Origin of the sequence: Microvirga alba (assembly GCF_015694465.1) — a bacterium.
In the GTDB taxonomy this organism is placed as follows: domain Bacteria; phylum Pseudomonadota; class Alphaproteobacteria; order Rhizobiales; family Beijerinckiaceae; genus Microvirga; species Microvirga alba.
In genome coordinates, this window is record NZ_JADQDO010000009.1 from 115,371 (window position 1) to 134,397 (window position 19,027).

Annotated in this window: 11 protein-coding genes; 5 read left to right on the forward strand and 6 right to left on the reverse strand. The window is 62.6% G+C overall.

Annotated elements, in window-relative coordinates; translation table 11 throughout:
- Positions 1-18 precede the first annotated feature (18 nt).
- Entirely contained in the window at positions 19-2,136 is a 2,118-nt protein-coding gene (locus I2H38_RS16705) for an adenylate/guanylate cyclase domain-containing protein (RefSeq protein ID WP_196272998.1), read from the reverse strand.
- Positions 2,137-2,252: 116 nt separating this feature from the next.
- Positions 2,253-2,759, reverse strand: a complete 507-nt coding sequence (locus I2H38_RS16710) for a GAF domain-containing protein (RefSeq protein ID WP_196272999.1) — start codon at positions 2,757-2,759, stop codon at positions 2,253-2,255.
- 169 nt (positions 2,760-2,928) lie between these two features.
- On the opposite strand from I2H38_RS16710, the gene I2H38_RS16715 reads away from it, so the two are divergent.
- Complete coding sequence (locus I2H38_RS16715; RefSeq protein ID WP_196273000.1) at positions 2,929-3,645, forward strand: Crp/Fnr family transcriptional regulator; 717 nt, start codon at positions 2,929-2,931, stop codon at positions 3,643-3,645.
- Here I2H38_RS16715 and cydC read toward each other — a convergent pair.
- On the reverse strand, positions 3,632-5,296 hold the full coding sequence (gene cydC, locus I2H38_RS16720) for a thiol reductant ABC exporter subunit CydC (RefSeq protein ID WP_196273001.1): 1,665 nt from the start codon (positions 5,294-5,296) through the stop codon (positions 3,632-3,634). The two genes, I2H38_RS16715 and cydC, sit on opposite strands and share 14 nt — an antisense overlap.
- A complete protein-coding gene (gene cydD, locus I2H38_RS16725) occupies positions 5,293-7,047 on the reverse strand; it encodes a thiol reductant ABC exporter subunit CydD (protein ID WP_210324839.1) in 1,755 nt (584 codons plus the stop codon). Before cydD ends, cydC begins: the two co-directional genes overlap by 4 nt.
- A gap of 145 nt (positions 7,048-7,192) precedes the next feature.
- On the opposite strand from cydD, the gene I2H38_RS16730 reads away from it, so the two are divergent.
- From I2H38_RS16730 to hemN, 4 genes are read left to right on the forward strand one after another with little or no spacing between them, the layout of a single operon-like run.
- Positions 7,193-8,782, forward strand: a complete 1,590-nt coding sequence (locus tag I2H38_RS16730) for a cytochrome ubiquinol oxidase subunit I (protein WP_196273002.1) — start codon at positions 7,193-7,195, stop codon at positions 8,780-8,782.
- Positions 8,783-8,806: 24 nt separating this feature from the next.
- A complete protein-coding gene (gene cydB, locus I2H38_RS16735) occupies positions 8,807-9,958 on the forward strand; it encodes a cytochrome d ubiquinol oxidase subunit II (RefSeq protein WP_210324840.1) in 1,152 nt (383 codons plus the stop codon).
- An 11-nt stretch (positions 9,959-9,969) separates the two neighbouring features.
- Positions 9,970-10,086, forward strand: coding sequence for a cytochrome bd-I oxidase subunit CydX (gene cydX / locus I2H38_RS16740; RefSeq protein WP_196273003.1), 117 nt, complete (start codon positions 9,970-9,972; stop codon positions 10,084-10,086).
- Positions 10,086-11,423 carry an oxygen-independent coproporphyrinogen III oxidase gene (gene hemN / locus I2H38_RS16745; RefSeq protein WP_196273004.1) on the forward strand — a complete coding sequence of 446 codons (1,338 nt, stop codon included), beginning with the start codon at positions 10,086-10,088 and terminating at the stop codon, positions 11,421-11,423. Before cydX ends, hemN begins: the two co-directional genes overlap by 1 nt.
- 95 nt (positions 11,424-11,518) lie before the next feature.
- On the opposite strand, the gene I2H38_RS16750 is transcribed toward hemN, so the two are convergent.
- The gene (locus I2H38_RS16750; protein WP_196273005.1) at positions 11,519-11,848 is read right to left on the reverse strand and encodes a PsiF family protein; all 330 of its coding nucleotides are present in this window, start codon (positions 11,846-11,848) and stop codon (positions 11,519-11,521) included.
- A 168-nt stretch (positions 11,849-12,016) separates the two neighbouring features.
- Positions 12,017-18,967, reverse strand: a complete 6,951-nt coding sequence (locus tag I2H38_RS16755; RefSeq protein ID WP_196273006.1) for a calcium-binding protein — start codon at positions 18,965-18,967, stop codon at positions 12,017-12,019.
- Positions 18,968-19,027: the final 60 nt, after the last annotated feature.

Consider the following 19,027-nt stretch of genomic DNA (forward strand, 5'->3'; position numbering starts at 1 on the left):
TTGCTCGAAGCCGGATCGTCACGTGGCCTGAAGCGACCCGAGGTTAGCACGGCACCGTTCAAGATAAACACGAAACAACATATCGTCAGGCGCGATTGCGACTAATTTTTCGAGCAGCTCCGATGCGGAGTGCCAGTCACCGGTCTCGCAGTTTGCGCAAACCGCCTTCCAGATGTCCAAGGTGTCGACGCGCTCCGGGAATGGCGCGACCTCAGGCTCATCGGGACGGACGGAGCCGAGAAGCTCGTAAAGCGCCATGGGATGATGCGCGCCTTCCGGCACGGTCCGGTCAACGAAGCGGAAGAGATAATCCTTGCCCGCCGCCGCGCACACATCCTCGCTGACGAGGATTGTCGTGCCGTATCGCTTGTTCAGTTTTTCGAGACGCGAGGCCATGTTCACGGTGTGGCCGAGCACCGTATAGTTGACCCGGTCGGCCGAGCCGACATTGCCGACGACGGCGTCGCCCGTGTGCATGCCGAAACGGGTCCGCATCGGTGATCCGTCCTCGGCCATGAATTCCGCGTTGAGACGGTCGAGACGGCGTGATGCCCGCAATGCGCCGAGGCAGGCGATCGCGACATAATCCTCCCGCTCGTCGGGCGCATTCCAGAACGCCATGATGCTGTCGCCGATATATTTGTCGATCGTCGCGCCGGAGCGAACAAGCTCGCTTCCGAGCTCACTGAAATAACGCGAGGTCTTGGCCATGACCTCTTCGGGATCAAGCCCCTCCGCCATGGTGGTGAAACCGGCGACATCGGAAAAAAGCACCGTGACAGGCTGGCGCTTGCCGCCGAGATCGGAAGAAAACTTGCGTCCGATGATGCGGCGCACGAGGGCATTCGGCACGTAGCGCATGAAATTGCTCAAGGCGATTTCCAGCGTGTCGATGGCTCCGGACAATTCCTGCACCTCGACGACGCGGGATTGCGCTCTGCGCGCATGCCCGAACTCGAACTTCATGATGCGGCGGATGTCCTCGGTCGCATTCCTCAGCGGCAACGCCAAGCGCCGGGAGGCGAAGAGAACGATCAGGAGCGCGAGCAGAACCGAAGCGGCGCTGATGATGAGCAGCCCGGAGCGGATCTGCTGCACCGGGCCCACCATGGTCTCGTAGGGTATGGCAAGGCCGACGAACAGATTATCGATGCCCTCCCCGACCCGCTCAGTCCGACCAAAATACTCGTCGCCACCAACCGAGAAAGACACGCTGCGCCCTTGGTTGTCCTGATTTTGCTGGAAGGCTCGAAACATCCCGCTGAGCAGAGGCGAACCGGTATCGTCAACCGTCAGAAATTTTCCCTCCTGCGCGGCTTGCCGTTCAGAACGGTAAGTTCCCCCACGCGGATGGGCGATCAAAACGCCGGATTTGTCGAACACGAGCAGTTCGAGTTCCGGCGGGATACGCAACTTGTCGAGATAGAAATCCAGACTTGCAAGGGTCATGTCGATGCCGAAGACCGCACCCGCTTTCAGCCTCGCCTGGCGCGCCAGCGTGATGCCGACCTCGGGCACATTGGCGAAACGGTAGGGGGGCGTCACGATCATTCCGGAGCTGGACAGGCTCGGGCCATACCAGGGACGTCTGCGCGGATCGAACGTTGTCGGCCGGGGCGGAACGCGGCGCAATACCTGGCCGTTCTCGTCCGTCACGATCCACCGCGCCGTGTGCCCCGCCTCACCATCCTCGACGATCATGAAGGCGAAGGCAGCGCGGTCGATGTCCGTGCCGATTTCCACGGGCCATTTGCCGTTCAGGCTTTGAATCACCACGTGGCTTCCGTCGCCTCGTCCGACGAACAGCCCCATGGCCGCGGGGAGGACGCGATCCAGGTCTTTGAGCACGGAGGTCAGGAGCTTGGCGAGCTGTTCCGACGGCAGCTCGGGATCGATGGTCAGGGACGCGGTATCCAGAACCGATCCGGCGATGCGCATGCTGCCGGCGATTTCGTCCCGAACACTGTTCGTGATGCGCTGGAAGTCGTCCTCGGCATCCCGAACGGTGAGCTTTGTCAGTTGGTGATGATTGAACCCGATCAGGGCCCCGGAAATCGCCAGCACGATGAGCGTGAAGACGAGCGCGACGACCGCCTGCAGCGACCACAGGAAAGATTTCGGCCCTGCATGTTGCATTACCCTTCATCCATCCGATGGCATTTCACATTTCTTGGCCGGACCGGCTGGCCAACTCACCAATATCACGCAAACGCCACCTTACGGAAGGGACGTTCAGGATTGTTTGCCTTGGCTCAAGGCCCGTGCCCGGGGAATTCCGAAGCGTCGAGATAAATGCGGACAAGCGATTCGCAGCCCTCGCGGTCGGCGTCATCGAACCGGGAAGGGTTCGGACTGTCGAGGTCGAGAACACCCAGAACTCTCCCGTGCTTGATCAGCGGGACCACCAGTTCGGAGCGGGATGCGCTATCGCAGGCGATATGACCCGGAAATTCATGGACATCGGGCACCACGACGGAGGCCTTGCGCTCGACCGCCGTACCGCACACGCCCCGCCCGACCGGAATACGGACACAGGCCACTTTGCCCTGGAACGGCCCCAACACGAGTTCCGGACCGCGCAGGAAGTAGAACCCCGCCCAGTTCAGGTCGGGCAGCAGGCCATAGAGTAACGCCGACATGTTGGCGGCGTTGGCGATGGCATCGGGCTCACCATCCAGCAGCCCCGAAAGCTGCTGGGCGAGAGAAGCATAGACGTCCCGCTTGTTGCCGGACGTGGGAAGGGCGGTGGCTGTAAACATTCCCTTGATTTATGAAGCCTTCGGGGCCTTGTCCAGCAGAGGGCCACGAGCGCGCGGCCCGTCCGAGCCTCCCGCGGCACCTGCGATCATTTGTGCCAAGACAGGCGCGCACAAATATCGGAAAAGATACCTGTTCTTCCGTTCTGATTCCTGTGTGTCCGGCTGCTCCATGTCCTCTTTCTACCGTCCTCCCTGCAATGCCTGCCTCAACTGCGATGTCAGGCGCAAAGCGGTCTGTTCCGCGCTCAAGGATGACGAGGTCAGCGAACTCGAGCGCACCATGAGCTTCGTGAAGCTGGAAGCGAACCAGATGCTGCTCGAGGAGGGGGAGCCGCGCCGCCGGGTCTACAGCCTTACCTCCGGCATGCTGCGTCTGTCGCTTGCCCTTCCCGATGGCCGGCGCCAGATCACGGGCTTCCTGATGCCCGGCGACTTTCTCGGGCTTGCCGATGACGACACCTACGCCCAGACGGCCGAAGCGGTCATACCGTCCGGCCTCTGCTCCTTCTCCGTACGCGACATGGACCATCTGACGGATCGCTTCTCGCATCTGAAGGATCGGCTGCATCTGATGACACGGGCAGCACTCCGCCAGGCGCGGGAAACGCAGATGATCCTCGGGCGCCTTGCGCCATCGGAAAAGGTCGCCTCGTTCCTGCTCATCATGTCGAGCCGGGCCGCCGAGCACGGAATGCCGGAAAGCCCGGTGCATCTGCCGATGACCCGGACCGATATTGCGGATTATCTCGGCCTGACGATCGAAACCGTCAGCCGCACCTTCACGAAATTGAAGACGCAAGGGCTGATCCGCCTGCCCGATCCGCACTCGGTCGAGATTGCCGACAAGGGACGCCTCTCCGCTGTTGCCGGCATCATGATTCACTGAGCGCCAAGCGCCCCGCCTCCAACCGATAGACCCGGTCGACCATGCCGGGGGCGAGCCCTGCATGGGTCGCGAGCAGCACGGTCCTGCCACCCGTCGCAACTGACAGGTCCGACATGAAATCCCGCTCCGTCTCGGGATCGAGACCGCTCGTCGGCTCATCCAGGGCAATAACGCTTGCGGACGAGAGAAGAACCCGCGCGAGGCAAAGACGGCGCGCCTGCCCGGCGGACAATGTGCGGCCCGCCTCGCCGAGCCAGGTATCGAGCCCCTCGGGCAATCCACGCACGAAGGCATCGAGCCGCGCCGCTGTGAGCGCACGCCAGCACTCCGGCGTGTCCGCATCCGGCTTTCCGATCAAAAGATTGTCGCGGATGGTGCCCAGGAAGACGGGCGTATCCTGGCTGAGAAGCGCAACACGGCGATGCAGCTCGTCCTGCGCGACGTCGGCGATGTTCTCTCCCGCGACGCGCACCGTTCCGGCTTTGGTGTCTGCGAGCCGCAACAGGAGACTAAGGATCGTCGACTTGCCGCTCCCGCTCGAACCGATGAGGGCTATGCGTTCGCCAGACGCCACATGAAGACTCAGATCTTCGAGCACTGGACGGCGAGGATCGTAACCGAAGCACACATTCTCGAAAGAGACGCTGTTGCCGCACGGCAGAGGCAGCGGATTGGCGACATCCTGCACGGCAGGCGCTGTCGCGGACAACGCTTTCACCCGACGCGCTGCGGCCTGCGCCGCGCCCAATCGACCGGCGCTTCTGACGATGGACAGGGCGATTTCGAAACTTCCGAGCGACGCCAGCAACAAGCCCACCAGCACGGGACCGTCGAGCGATCCGGCGTGGTGGGCCTCAAGACCGATCCAGAGTAGACCGACAAGGGTCACTCCCGCCAAGGCCTGCACGAGCGCGTTGCCGAGAGCGCCGATGGTCGCTTGCCGCGTCCTCGCGCGCTGGAGCCGCGCGCTTGCGGCCGTGAAACCCTCCCGCGCCCAACCGGTGGCGCCGAGCGCACGCAGATCTGTGTGGCCTTCGATACCGTCGAGCACCGCCATGCGCAGATCGGCGGACGCTGCCATCGCGGTTTCGCCGGGAGTTCGGGCCGCAACGATCAGAACAGCAGGCAGCCCCAGGGCTGCGCCGAAAAATCCGAGTCCGTAAACAAGGCCAGCCCCTGGCAGGCACCATGCGAGCACGACGATCATCGCGGCACCGACCGCCAGTGCCGTCGCGATAGGTCCGAGGGCGGAGAGAAAAACCGTGTCGAGCGCATCGATATCGGCAGTGAGGCGCGAGACGAGATCGCCACGCCGCCATGTTCTTCCATCCAGGGGAACACGCGGAATCAGCCGGCGGAACTGCCAGCCACGCAAATCCGCGAGAAGACGCAAGGTCGCGTCATGCCCCACAAGCTTTTCACCGTAGCGCGAAACGATGCGCACAAAGGACAAGCCCCGCACCAGAGCCGAGGGGCCGAAGAGATTGAACGCGACGCCTGCACTGGTGAGCGCCGCGCCGGTCAGAAACCAACCCGACACGCCGAGCAAGCCCGCTCCGGCTGCAAGTGTCACGACGGCCAATCCCAACGCCATCAGAAACGCGCCGCCACGGCGAACGAAGAACGGTGCGAAGGAGAGAAGCGCTTTCATGCGGCGTCCTTCCGCGCGGTGGATCTTACCGGAACGACTTTTCCGTGAACGATGCGGAAGACGCGATCCATCGCGGATGCGACCTTCAAGGAGTGCGTCGCGACGATCAGCGTGCGTCCCGCAGCGAATTCGCGGATCGCCGTGATGACGCGCGCTTCCGTCGTCGCATCGAGATGCGCTGTCGGCTCATCGAGCAGAAGCAGACCGGGATCGCGCAGGAAGATGCGCGCCAGGGCGACTCGATGCGCCTCGCCGCCGGATAGTCCCACGCCGCCATCGCCGATCACGGTTTCGAGGCCATGCTCCAGCACATTCGCAAAGACCGAGACCTGCGCTTTCTCGGCAGCGGCGCGAACCTCATCATCCGATGCGTCGCGGCGCCCAAGGCGGATGTTGTCGGCGATGGAGCCCTGAAACAGGCGCGGCCGTTGACCGAGAAAGGCGACGCGACTTCGGAGATCAGACTCATCGAGATCGCGCAGATCCCATGCACCTAATTTGATATCGCCGTCGCAGGTGCGCAGGCGTGCGATCGCTTCGAGCAGGGTCGATTTGCCGATACCGCTTTCGCCGAGGATCGCGACATGCTCGCCGGGTGCAATCGTGAAACCTGCCTCGTCAAGCACGAGGCTTCGGCCGTCCGGCGTCTTCACCGTGAGATCGTTGACCGTGAGCGGCATCGCCGCCGCAGCCCCCCCACTGGGAACGGCAACGGCCGGCGCTTCTAATGTTGTGAGGTCCGGCAGGGTTTCGAATAAGACCGCCATTTCCGCAATGGCCGCCTTAGCCGCCGCGCGATCGTGATAATGCACCGCGAGCTGGCGCAGGGGGGAATAGACTTCAGGCGCCATGAGCAGGCAGAACAGGCCAGCCTGCAAGGTCAGCGCGGTCGACCGAAAATCGATGAGGCCGAGATAGGTCAGGCCCACATAGAGCGCGACGCCTGCGACGCCGAGGGCTGCGAAGAATTCCAGCACCGCCGAGGACAGGAACGCCACTTTCAAAACGCCGAGCGTCCGCCGCCGCAATTCATCGCTGGCCGCCTCAACCCGCGCAGCCTCGGCTTCGGCCCGACCGAAGAGTTTCAGCGTCACGATGCCGCGAAGCCGGTCCGCGAACAGGCCCGACAGACGGGCCATGGCCTGGACATGGTTGCGGCTCGCGGCCTCCGCGCCCCAGCCGACCAGGGCCATGAAGACCGGAATCAAGGGAGCGGTGACCAGAAAGAGAAGCCCGACCACCGGTTCGACCGGCAGCACCGTGATGGCGAAAGCGAGCGGCAGGATTGCTGCGGCGACCAGCGCCGGCATGTAGCGGGCAAAAAAGCCTTCCAGTGCCTCGACCTGATCGACGATCATGTTGGCCAGGGCCCCCGAGGAGCGCGACGCCGTCCAGGTCGGATCCTCGCCGACGAGGCGTCCGAAAAGTGCCTTCCGCAGCTTGGACTTGACGGCCTCCGCAGCGCGGACGCCCGCGCGCTCCCCGGCAAACGCCAGCAGCGAGCGCGCGCCGATGAGGCCCGCGATTGCCAAAATCGACGGCAGCAAGGCGTCGCGCGCCTCGCCCCCGACAATCGCGCCATGCAGCACATGGGCGAGCAGATAGGCCTGGACGACCAGAAGCGCGCCGGAGATCAGGGGTGCGGCAACGGAGACGGCCGCAAGGACGCGAACAAGCCGCCACAGCCCCATCATCCAGCGGGCCTGAGCCCGATCCCGATCGCCGGAGCCCTTTGCGGCGGCGGTTTCCATGCCTCTACACCCTTACAATTAGAACTCTATTTAGGGCGTGAAGAGACGATTTCCGCATTGATTGCGATCAAAGCGGGATGTGGAAGCGTGGCGTATGTCCTCTCGCGAGCCGGCTCGGCGCCGGTTTCGAACAAGGCGACCGATCATGATCGATTTCACAGTCGTGGACCTGTCGAGGCTGCAATTCGCGGCGACGGCCATGTACCATTTCCTCTTCGTGCCCCTGACGCTCGGATTATCCTTCCTGATGGCCATCATGGAAAGCGTCTATGTGATGACCGGCCGCGAGGTCTGGCGACGCATGACCCTGTTCTGGGGTACCTGCTTCGGCATCAACTTCGCCATGGGGGTCGCCACCGGCATCGTGATGGAATTCCAGTTCGGCACGAACTGGGCCTATTACAGCCACTACGTCGGAGACGTGTTCGGCGCTCCGCTCGCCATCGAGGGCCTGATGGCTTTCTTCCTCGAGGCGACGTTCATCGGCCTGTTCTTCTTCGGTTGGGATCGCCTGTCGAAAGTCAGCCACCTCGCGGTGACATGGCTCGTGGCGATCGGCGCGAATTTCTCGGCACTGTGGATCCTCATCGCCAATGGCTGGATGCAGAACCCGGTCGGATCGATCTTCAATCCGCAAACCATGCGCATGGAAGTCGTCGACTTCACGGCGGTGCTGTTCAACCCCGTGGCGCAGGCAAAGTTCGTGCACACGGTCAGCGCGGGCTATGTCACGGGCGCGATGTTCATGATGTCGATTAGCGCCTATTACATGCTGCGGGGACGCCATCTCGACATCGCCCGACGCTCAATGGCGGTGGCCGCGAGCTTCGGCCTTGCGTCGGCGCTCTCGGTCGTCGTGCTCGGCGATGAGAGCGGATACGTCACCACCGAGCATCAGAAGATGAAGCTCGCCGCCATGGAAGCCATGTGGCACACCGAGCCCGCTCCGGCAGGTTTCATGGCCTTCGCGGTTCCGAACGTGGAGAAGCGCGAAAACAGTTTTCAAGTTCAGATCCCCTACGCGCTCGGCCTCATCGCCACGCGTTCGTTGACACAGGAAGTGCCCGGCATCCTGCCGCTCGTCGATCATGCCAAGACGCGCATCAGAAACGGCGTTACCGCATACGAAGCGTTGCAGGCCGTCCGCGCGAACCCGCAGGATGAAGCAGCACGCAAGACCTTCAACGCCAACTGGCCCGATCTCGGATACTCGCTTCTTCTCAAGCGCTATCGCAATGACGTTGCACAGGCGACGGATGCGGAGATCGAGAAAGCCGCGTTCGACACGGTACCGAACGTGCCCGTGCTGTTCTGGACATTCCGGCTCATGGTCGGCATCGGTTTCTACCTCATCGCCTTCTTCGGGCTCTGGTTCTGGCTCGTATCCAAGCACAAGCTCGGTCAGAATCGCTTCCTGCTCTGGGTCGCGCTTTTCAGCCTGCCCTTGCCGTGGGTGGCCATCGAGGCCGGTTGGCTCCTTGCGGAATACGGCCGCCAGCCCTGGATCATCGAAGGCGTGTTGCCGACCTTCTACGCGGCTTCCGGCCTCACCCTCGTCGATCTCGCCATCAGTCTCGGCGTATTCCTCGCGATCTACACCATTCTCGCGATCATCGAGCTGATCCTGATGGTCCGGGTCATCAAGAAGGGCCCGTCGGATCGGTCGGTTCTCGAAGACAACGTCGCCGGAGGCGCCTACGCGCCCGCGGCAGCGCCCGCCAACGCGAACCGCTGACACGCGCTTTCAGGACAATTTCCCATGATAGACCTCATCCCCCTCTCCTATGAGATCCTCCGGATGATCTGGTGGCTCTTGCTCGGCATCATCCTGATCGGGTTCGCGCTCACCGACGGTTTCGATCTCGGCATCGGCACGCTTCTGCCCTTTGCCGCCAGAACGGACGCGGAGCGGCGCGTGCTCATCAACGTCGTCGGCCCGGTCTGGGAGGGCAATCAGGTGTGGCTCGTCCTCGGCGGTGGAGCGATCTTCGCCGCATGGCCGCCGCTCTACGCCGTGTCGTTCTCCGGTTTCTACCTCGCCATGCTCGTCATTCTCGTGGCGCTGATCCTGCGGCCCGTCGCCTTCAAGTTCCGCGGCAAGATCGATGATCCGCGCTGGCGCAATCTATGGGACTGGGCGCTTTTCATCGGCGGTGCAGTGCCCGCGCTGATCCTCGGCGTCGCGGTCGGCAACGTGCTGCTCGGCGTTCCCTTCGGTTTGGACGACACGTTGCGTCCGCGCTATGAAGGCAACTTCTTCGGCTTGCTGACACCCTTCGCCCTGCTCTGCGGGCTGGTGAGCCTGTCGATGATCGTCGCCCACGGCGCGGCTGTCATCGGTCTGCGCACCCAGGGCGCTCCGGCGGAGCGCGCGCGCCGCTATGGGCGGATTGCGGCGCTCACGGCGGCGATTCTGTTCGCGCTCGGTGGTCTTTGGGTCGCCTACGGGCTTGCCGGTTACACCGTGACGAGCGTGCAGAACCCGGCAGGTCCCTCGAACCCGCTCATGAAGACGGTCGCGCGGTCAGTCGGCGCGTGGCTCGCGGGATATTCGGCCCGGCCCTGGACGATGATCGCACCCATCCTCGGCTTTGCCGGCTGCTTGCTCGCCTGGCTTGGCATGACGGTGAAAAGCTGGAGAACCGCGCTCATCGGAACGAGCCTTGCCATCTTCGGCATCATCTCGACGGCCGGTCTCTCGCTCTTCCCGTTCCTGCTGCCGTCCTCGCTGCAACCCAATGCCAGCCTGACGGTGTGGGATGCTTCGTCGAGCCGCCTGACCCTTTGGACGATGCTGCTCGTCACGGGCATCCTGCTGCCCATCGTGCTCGCCTACACCGCCTGGGTCTATCGCGTGATGCGGGGAACCGTGACCACTGAGACCATCGGCCGGAACCCCAACGCTTATTGAGGAATGAAGCAATGTGGTATTTTTCCTGGATCCTCGGCGTCGGCCTTGCATGCGCCTTCGCGATTTTGAACGCCATGTGGTTCGAGATGCGTGAAGACCGCAGGCTGGAGAAGACGAGGGCGAAGTAATGTCCGACGATCTCGTCCGCCGCTATGGCAGCCTGCCGGTTCCGCGTTACACGTCCTATCCGACGGCCGCTGAGTTCACCTCGGCAGTCGGCCCATCCGATCACGCGGATTGGCTGCGTCGGCTCGACTTGCGCGACAGCGTGTCGGCCTACCTGCACGTGCCCTATTGCCGGCAGCTCTGCCACTATTGCGGCTGCCATACCAAAGTGGCGCGGCGGGATGAGGTAATCGAAGGCTATCGGGAGGTGCTGGAAGCCGAGATCGGTCTCGTCGCCCGGCATCTGCGGGGTCCCTTCAAGGTAGCGCGCCTGCATTGGGGCGGCGGAACGCCGAGCATCCTTGGGGCAGACGGCCTCGCCTCCGTCATGGACGCGCTCTCGGAGCACGCCTCTTTCGACGACGGGTTCGAGCACGCCATCGAGCTTGACCCGCGCTTTGTCGATGAAACGCTGACCCGAGGCCTCGTCTCCATCGGTGTCAACCGCGTCAGCCTGGGCGTGCAGGATCTCGATCCCGATGTTCAGGAGGCCATCGGGCGCGTGCAGCCGCTCGATGTGGTCGCAAGAGCGGCCGAGATGCTGCGCGCCTCCGGCATCAAGCGTCTGAATGTCGATCTGATGTACGGTCTGCCGCACCAGACCGTCACCTCGGTCGAGACAACATGCGCCAAGGTGCTTGCGCTGCGGCCCGACCGCATCGCCTGCTACGGCTATGCGCATATGCCCCAGCGCAAGGCTAACCAGCGGCTTATCGACGAGACAACGCTGCCCGCCCCGGGCGCACGCTTTCAGCAGGCACGCGTGGTCGCGGACGTGTTCACGCAAAACGGTTATGTCGCCATCGGCCTCGACCATTTCGGCCGCCCGGACGACCCGCTCGCCATCGCGAGCAGCTCGGGCCAGCTTCACCGGAACTTTCAAGGTTATACGGACGACGACCAGCAGACCCTGCTCGCGTTCGGCGCATCGGCGATTTCGCAGCTAGCCGACGGTTATGTGCAGAACGTGGCGGATATCGGCAGTTACATGCGCAGCATCGGCGATGGAAAGCTTGCCTCGACCCGCGGTTATCGCCTGAAGCCGGACGACAGAGTTCGCGCCTCGATTATCGAAGCACTCATGTGCAACTTCCGCATCGACCTGAGCGCCCTCGGCGACCGGGCAACCTACGCCGACGAGTTGGCATTGTTACGTCCTCTAATGGCAGATGGCCTGGTGACGCTCGACCACAACACTCTAGAAGTCACCGAGACGGGACGTCCCTTCGTGCGCCTGGCGGCCGCCGTGTTCGATCAGTTCCGCGCCGAAGACGTCGCGCGGTTCAGCCCGGCGATATAGCGATCGACCAAGAGGCGGTCGCGCCCGTTTTACGGGGCGCGACAGTCGCCCGAGGCCGGCCTAGCTGCCGTTCCGGGCACCTTCAACGCGTGGCGTCAGCCTTTGAGACAACTGCTCATGAAGTTCTTGCGGGCTTCACCTTTCATGCTGCTGGCCTGCGTGTTGCAGCTCTTCATCTTGGTCTGCTGAGGCGTGAGAGCATGGCCCGTGGAACCCGTCGCCTTGCCAGCGAGGCAATCGGACATGAAGGTCTTGCGGGCATCCCCGCCCAGATGCTTCGTTCCGGCCTCCGTGTTGCAGGTCTTCATGCGCTCCTGTTGCGGGGTCATCATGTGGCCAGCGGCAGGGGCGGCCGATGTCTGCGCCTGCGCGGTCAAGGTCGACAAAGCGAAGGCGACTGACGCGATTGCGAGGATCGTGCGCATAGGATTCTCCCATGACAAAAGCCCCCTTGTGGGGAGATAGGTTCGAAATGGGCGTGGTAAAGAAGTGGCGCATCGAGCGCATGAGCGCACCCGGCGCAACGGCATGAAAAAGGCCCCTTCCGAAGAGAAGGGGCCTCGATTTTCCGCGTTACGACCGACGGGAAGCGGCTAGATGACGAAGAATTCGGCGGCCGTCATCTTGAGGTTCTTCTTGAGGGTGGCGATTTCGACCGCCTTGCCGGCGCCGTCGCCATCGGCATCATAATAGAGGATGCCTTTCTTGGCGTTGTAGATGATGTAATCGTCCTTGTCCTTGGCGGCGTCACCAATCGTGAAGAAGCCCTTGGTCATCTTGACCGGCTTGTCAGGCGTGCCCTTCTTGCCGAGCTTCTTGAAGATCGCGTTGTCGAGATAGATGCTGTCATCCTTCACGACGTAGTCCGTGATCTTGTCGAAGTTGGTCTTCTTGTTCAACTTGGTGTCGAACACGAAGATGTCCTTACCCTTGCCACCAGTCAGGGTGTCGTTGCCGAGACCGCCTGAGAGCGTGTCGTTGCCGAGCTCACCCATCAGCTTGTTCTTACCGGCGTTGCCGATCAGCGTGTTGTCGAACGAATTGCCGGACAGAACGAGCGCCGTGACGTCGTCAGGGGACGAAGCCGCAAGCGTCTCGATGCCCGACGCGCCGGACAAGGTGTAGCTGACGCTGGTGAACACGATGTCCTTGCCCGACGTGTCGGTGATCGTATCGCCTGCCGAGTCGACATAATAAATGTCGTCCCCAGCCCCACCCGCCATGCTGTCCGCACCCGCCCCACCATCGAGCGTATTGGCCGCATCATTGCCGATGAGTGTGTTGACGAGCGCGTTGCCCGTCAGGCGGATCGCTGCGGTTCCCGTGGCGGTAATCGCCTCGATATCAGCGGAGGCCGCACTATAGCTCACGCTTGTCAGAACGGTGTCGTAACCCTGACCGGTGAGCTCCACCACCATGTCTGCTGCCTGATCGACATGATAGATGTCGTCGCCGGCACCGCCCTGCATGGTATCCGCCCCGGCGCCGCCGTCGAGCACGTTGGCTGCGTCGTTGCCGATCAGGACGTTGTTGAGCTCATTTCCGGTCAGCTTGAGCGCACCGGTCCCTGAGGCACGCAGGTTCTCCAATCCGGCTCCGAGGGTGTAGTCGACCGAGGCGACCACCGTGTCCGTGCCGGATGTGTCGATGATGGTGACGTTGGCGCTGTCGACGAAGTAGGTGTCGTCGCCCTTGCCGCCATTCAGCGTATCAGCACCGCCGCCGCCTCTCAGCGTATCGTCGCCGACGCCGCCGGTCAGGTTGTTGGCCCCGCTGTTGCCGATCAGTTCGACGCCCGTCGTGACCGAGTCCGCCACCGTAAGGTTCTCGACATTGGGGAAATCGTTGAGGTCGGCCTTAGCGGTGTACACGATGATCGTGTCGTTGCCGCCATCTGCCACTTCCTCGATCCTCACGCCCGCGCTGGTGAGCAGATAAGTGTCGTTGCCCTTGCCGCCGCGCAGCACATCGGCTCCGCCACCGCCATTGAGCACGTCCGCGCCGTCGCTCCCGACCAGCGTGTTCGCCAGCGCGTTGCCAGTCAACTTGATCCCGCTGACATCGTCCGCCGCCTTGAGGATTTCAATGCCTGCGCCAGCTGACAGCGTGTAGTCGAACCCGACGACCACCGTGTCCGTGCCGGAAAGATCCGTGATCTGGTCCTTCGCGCTGCGTACGAAATAGGTGTCGTTGCCCGCGCCGCCGGACAGGCTGTCGCCGCCGCCGCCGCCATCGAGCGTGTCGTCGAACCCGCCGCCGAGGAGCGTGTTCTCCAGACCGTTGCCGGTCAGGCGGATCGCCGAGGTTCCCGCACTCTTCAGCACCTCGATGAACTGGCTCGAACCGAGGGTGAAGTCCACCGACGCGACGACCGTGTCCGTGCCTCCACCGCCGTTAAGGGTCTCAACCACGACATACTTCGCGTCGTCCACGAAGTAGGTATCGTCGCCCTTACCGCCGCTCAGCGTATCCGCACCGCCACCGCCTCTCAGGGTGTCGTCGCCGACGCCGCCGGTCAGGCCGTTGGCCTCGCTGTTGCCGATCAGCTCAACGCCCGTCGTGACCGAAGCCGCCACCGTCAGATTCTCGACATTAGCGAAGCCGCTCAGATCGGCCTTCGCGGTGTACACGATCACCGTGTCGTTGCCGCCATCTGCCGCTTCCTCAATCGTCACGCCAGCGCTCTTGAGCTGGTAGGTGTCATCTCCCTTGCCGCCGCGCAACACATCGGGTCCGCCACCGCCCTCGAGCACATCCGCGCCGTCGCTACCGATCAGGGTGTTCGCCGACGTGTTGCCGGTCAGCTTGATCCCGCTCACGCCGTCAGCGGCTTTCAGAACCTCGATACCGGTGCCACCGGCCAGCGTGTAGTCGAACCCGACGACGACCGTATCGGCTGTGCCCGCGAGGTCCGTGATCTGGTCCTTCGCGCTGTGCACGATATAGGTGTCGTTGCCCGCGCCGCCGGACAGGCTGTCGCCGCCGCCGCCGCCATCGAGCGTGTCGTCGAACCCGCCGCCGAGGAGCGTGTTCGCCAGACCGTTGCCGGTCAGCCGGACCGCCGAGGTTCCCGCACTCTTCAGCACCTCGATGAACTGGCTCGAACCGAGGGTGAAGTCCACCGACGCGACGACCGTGTCCGTGCCTCCACCGCCGTTCATGGTCTCAACCACGGCACACTTCGCGTCGTCCACGAAGTAGGTATCGTCGCCCTTACCGCCGCTCAGCGTATCCGCACCGCCACCGCCTCTGAGGGTGTCGTCGCCGACGCCGCCGGTCAGGCCGTTGGCCTCGCTGTTACCGATCAGCTCAACGCCCGTCGTGACCGAAGCCGCCACCGCCAGGTTCTCGACATTGGCGAAGGTGCTCAGGTCGGCCTTGGCCGTGAACACGATCACCGTGTCGTTGCCGCCATCCGCGGCTTCCTCGATGGTCACGCCTGCACCAGTGAGGAGATAGGTATCGTCGCCCTTACCACCGCGCAGGACGTCGGGTCCGCCATTGCCGTCGAGCACATCCGCGCCGTCGCTACCGATCAGCGTGTTCGCCGACGTGTTGCCGGTCAGCTTGATCCCGCTCACGCCGTCAGCGGCTTTCAGAACCTCGATACCCGTGCCACCGGCCAGCGTGTAGTCGAACCCGACGACGACCGTGTCCGTGCCGGAAAGATCCGTGATCTGGTCTTTCGCGCTGTGCACGATATAGGTGTCGTTGCCCGCGCCGCCGGACAGGCTGTCGCCGCCGCCACCGCCATCGAGCGTGTCGTCGAACCCGCCGCCGAGGAGCGTGTTCGCCAGGCCGTTGCCGGCCAGTCGGACCGCCGACGTATCCGCACTCTTCAGCACTTCGATGAACTGGCTCGAACCGAGCGTGAAGTCCACCGATGTGATGACCGTGTCCGTGCCCCCCTCGCTGTTCAGCGTCTCGGATACGACATCGCCCAGGTCATCGACGATATAGGTGTCGTTACCCTTCCCGCCGATCAGGATATCCTGGCCAGCACCACCATCGAGCCGGTTGTTCCCCGAGTTGCCGACAAGCCGGTTGTTCCCGCCGTCGCCCGTGAGGTCGATATTGCCAGCAGCGCCGGCTATCTCGGCCGCCTCCAAGGCTTCCACATTGGCAATTTCGGCAAGCGTGATGCTCTTCGACACAATTGCCGTGTCGTAGCCTCCGGCCTCACCCGCCTCCTCCTTCACGGTAACGGAGGCATTGCCGATGATATAGGTGTCGTTGCCCGCACCGCCTTCGAGAACATCGGCACCGCCGCCGCCGTCGAGCGTATCGTTGCCGGCTCCACCAATGATCGTGTTGACGAGGTTGTTACCGGTCAGAGCGAGCCCAGCGGCGCTCCCTGCCTTCAGGATCTCCACCGACATGTCACGGCTTAGAGTAAACGAACCCTGCGCGATCGCCGTATCGACGCCGCCTTCCGCCGCTTCGAGAATGATGTCGCCTGTCCGTACAATATAGGTGTCGTCGCCCAAGCCGCCCTGAAGGATATCGCCGCCGCCGCCGCCATCCAGTGTATTGTCGCCGCTGTTGCCGATGATCGTATTGGCTCGGGCATTACCGGTCAGGCTGGGGACCGCGACGCCCTCCTTGGCCCGCAATTCCTCCACATAAACGTCGTTGTCGAGGACATAGGCAATTCCGGCGGTCACGACGATGACGTCTCGGCTGATGCCGCCTGGCACAGCTGCCTCGACGACCCGATCAGTTTGATCGTCGACGTAATAAACGTCGTCGCCGTCTCCACCCGCGAGATAGTCCGCCCCCTGTCCGCCATCAAGCGTATTGGCTAGCGCATTGCCTTTGATGACGTTGGCCGCGTTGTTGCCGGTCAGGGTCAGATTTTCGACGCCTGCCGCCGCCTCCAGCGTTTCGACATAGGTGCCATTTTTCAGCGTGTAGCTCGTGAAGGCGACGATTTTGTCCTCGCCTTCGTTGAGCCCCTCAACGACTACGTCGCCCTTGTGGCGCACGTAGTAAGTGTCGTCCCCATTACCGCCCTCGAGTTGATCGGCCCTGTCATCAAGGGCTCCGCCACCATCGAGCGTGTCGCTTCCAACAGCGCCCTTGATCGTATTGGCGAGATTGTTGCCCGTGAGCGCGAAGGCATTCGCCCCGCCGCTCGTGTCCGCCTTGATGATCTCAATCGAGACATCGGCATCCAACTCGAACTTCGCAGCCGACACGAGAGCCGTGTCGGTTCCCTGCCCGTCGAGTTCGACCAGCACATCGCCCTGATGGCGAATATAATAGGTGTCGTCTCCCTTTCCGCCCTTGAGCGTATCGACGACCGTATCGTTACCGCCATCAAGTCCATTGGCGCCATCGTTGCCGGTAATGATGTTGGCGCCACTATTACCGACGAGGGTGATGTCGCCAGCACTGTTGAGGGCCGTCAACGCCTCGATGTTTTCGAAGGCCGCGAGCCGATATGTGTGGTCGGCCGCAAAATCCGCGCCGATCACTACGGTGTCGAATCCTTGGTCGTCGCCAGCCGCTTCAACGACGACATCGCCCTCATCGTCGACGACATAGGTGTCGTTGCCGACACCACCTTCCATATAGTCAGCCCCGCCACCACCATCGAGCACGTTATCTGCGTTGTTGCCGACGAGCTTATTAGCAATGCCATTGCCCGTCAGATTGATTTTGGCGGCTCCGGCGACGGCTCTCAGCTCCTCAACTTCCGCATTAGCATCCAAAGCATAGCTGACGGATGCGATCACGACGTCGATGCCACCGCCGACCGCTTCCTCAACCTTGTCCTTCGCGTCGTCCACAAGATAAGTGTCGTTGCCGGCGCCACCGATCAGAGTGTCAACCCCCGTCCCGCCATCGAGTGAATCATTTCCCTTGCCGCCAAGCAGCGAATCGTTGCCACCGCCGCCCACCAAGGTGTCATTGCCGTCGCCGCCGTCGATGACATTCTCGCCGTTGTTCCCGGTCAGCTTATCGCCGAGTTTCGAGCCGATAAGATTTTCAATCGAGATGTAGGTATCGCCGGCGGCATCGCCGGAATTGGCGGCCGGCGACACCAAGTTCGCGACAACCTCGGCATCCGCGTCAGCGTAGGATGCCGTATCGCTTCCATCGCCTCCATCGAGGATGTCGGCTCCCTTCCCGCCGACGAGCGTATCATTCCCGCCAGCACCGCGGAGACGATCGTTGCCCTCCTTGCCGCTGAGAGAATCTGCAAAGTTGGTGCCGATGAAATCGTCGTCGAAATCCTTGCCGGTGAGGGTGATGCCTCTGTCGCGCGGATCGAGAATGCGGGCGTGAACGCCAAGCGGATCGTCGATCCGCTGCGAGTTAGTTTCGCTCCAGCTGAAGACCAAACGTCCATCGCTCAAAGCGGCCAGATTCGACCTCCAGTTATTGACTGGGCGAGCTCCGATCGGCAATTCGAAAATATAGTCGTCACCGGTGCGCTGGCCGGTGCCGTCGAAAGTCGCGATGCCATAGCTGTCAAAGATGTTGTAGTCTTTTCTGCCGTTGGTATAGGAAACAGCAAAGCCCCCGTCTGGAAGAGCAACGACGAATGCTCCCTCCTGATGTCCAATCGTCCTCGAGTTGATCAGGAACTCGCCGCGGTACATCGAGCCGTCCGCATTGTACATCTGGGCTTTGATACTGCCTTCCGAACCATCGCCCGCATCCGGTGACTGATGCTCCCAAACGACGACGAACTTGCCGTTCGTCAGGGCTGTCACCGACGGTGCCCCCTTCGGCCCTCGCGAACTCGGCGCCAGGAATTCAGGCGTGACCGGAGTGCCGTCCGGTTTGAAAATGCGCCCACGGACGGTCGGCATCACCGGATCGTCCGCGCTCTTGCTCAGGTCTTCCCAGAAGACCGCGTAGTTACCATTGTTCAGACCGACGACTGATGAGGAACGCTGAGGATTGGTCGTCGTCGTGTTGACGCTGACTTCACCACCGAGGGGCCTCCCGCTCGCGTCATAAGCTTGAGCCCTGATGTCGGGGTCCATACCAGGCGTGGTCGAATAGGTGATGACAAAGCCGCCATTAGCCAGCGGCGCAATGGACTCGGCGGCCTGCTTCCCCGTGAAGGGTAAATTGACGTGAAAATCGCCCACCGGGACGAGGGTACCATCCTGATTGTAACCGGGCGCAGGCGTTCCATCCGCGTTGTAAATTCTGGCTCGGACTCCCCCGCCGGGATCCAATACGGTGCCATCGACATAGTCGTTGCTATCCGACCAGGCTACGACGAACCGACCGTCGTTCAGGACCGCAATTTTTGCCTCGGATTGCACTCCTGTATAACGCATAGTGCCGGAGACCATGGTCCCGTTTACGAGAAATTCGGTGCCCTTCTTGGTGCCATCGGCGTAGAAGATCTGGCCACGAACGTCCCAGTCGCTCCCCCCGGCAGCCGCGATGCCACTCGCGTCATTCCAGATAACCACGAACGTGCCATCCGGGAGGCCCACCGATTGTGGTGCGCCCTGAGCCTTGTCGGTCGTGGTGTTGACGAGGAAGTCGCTCGTTCCCCAAAGGATCGGCGTGGCCATCGGTTAAGTCCCCCAGCTTTGCAGTTGCGGGCTCTTGCTTTCCCGCCTGCTATAACGTTT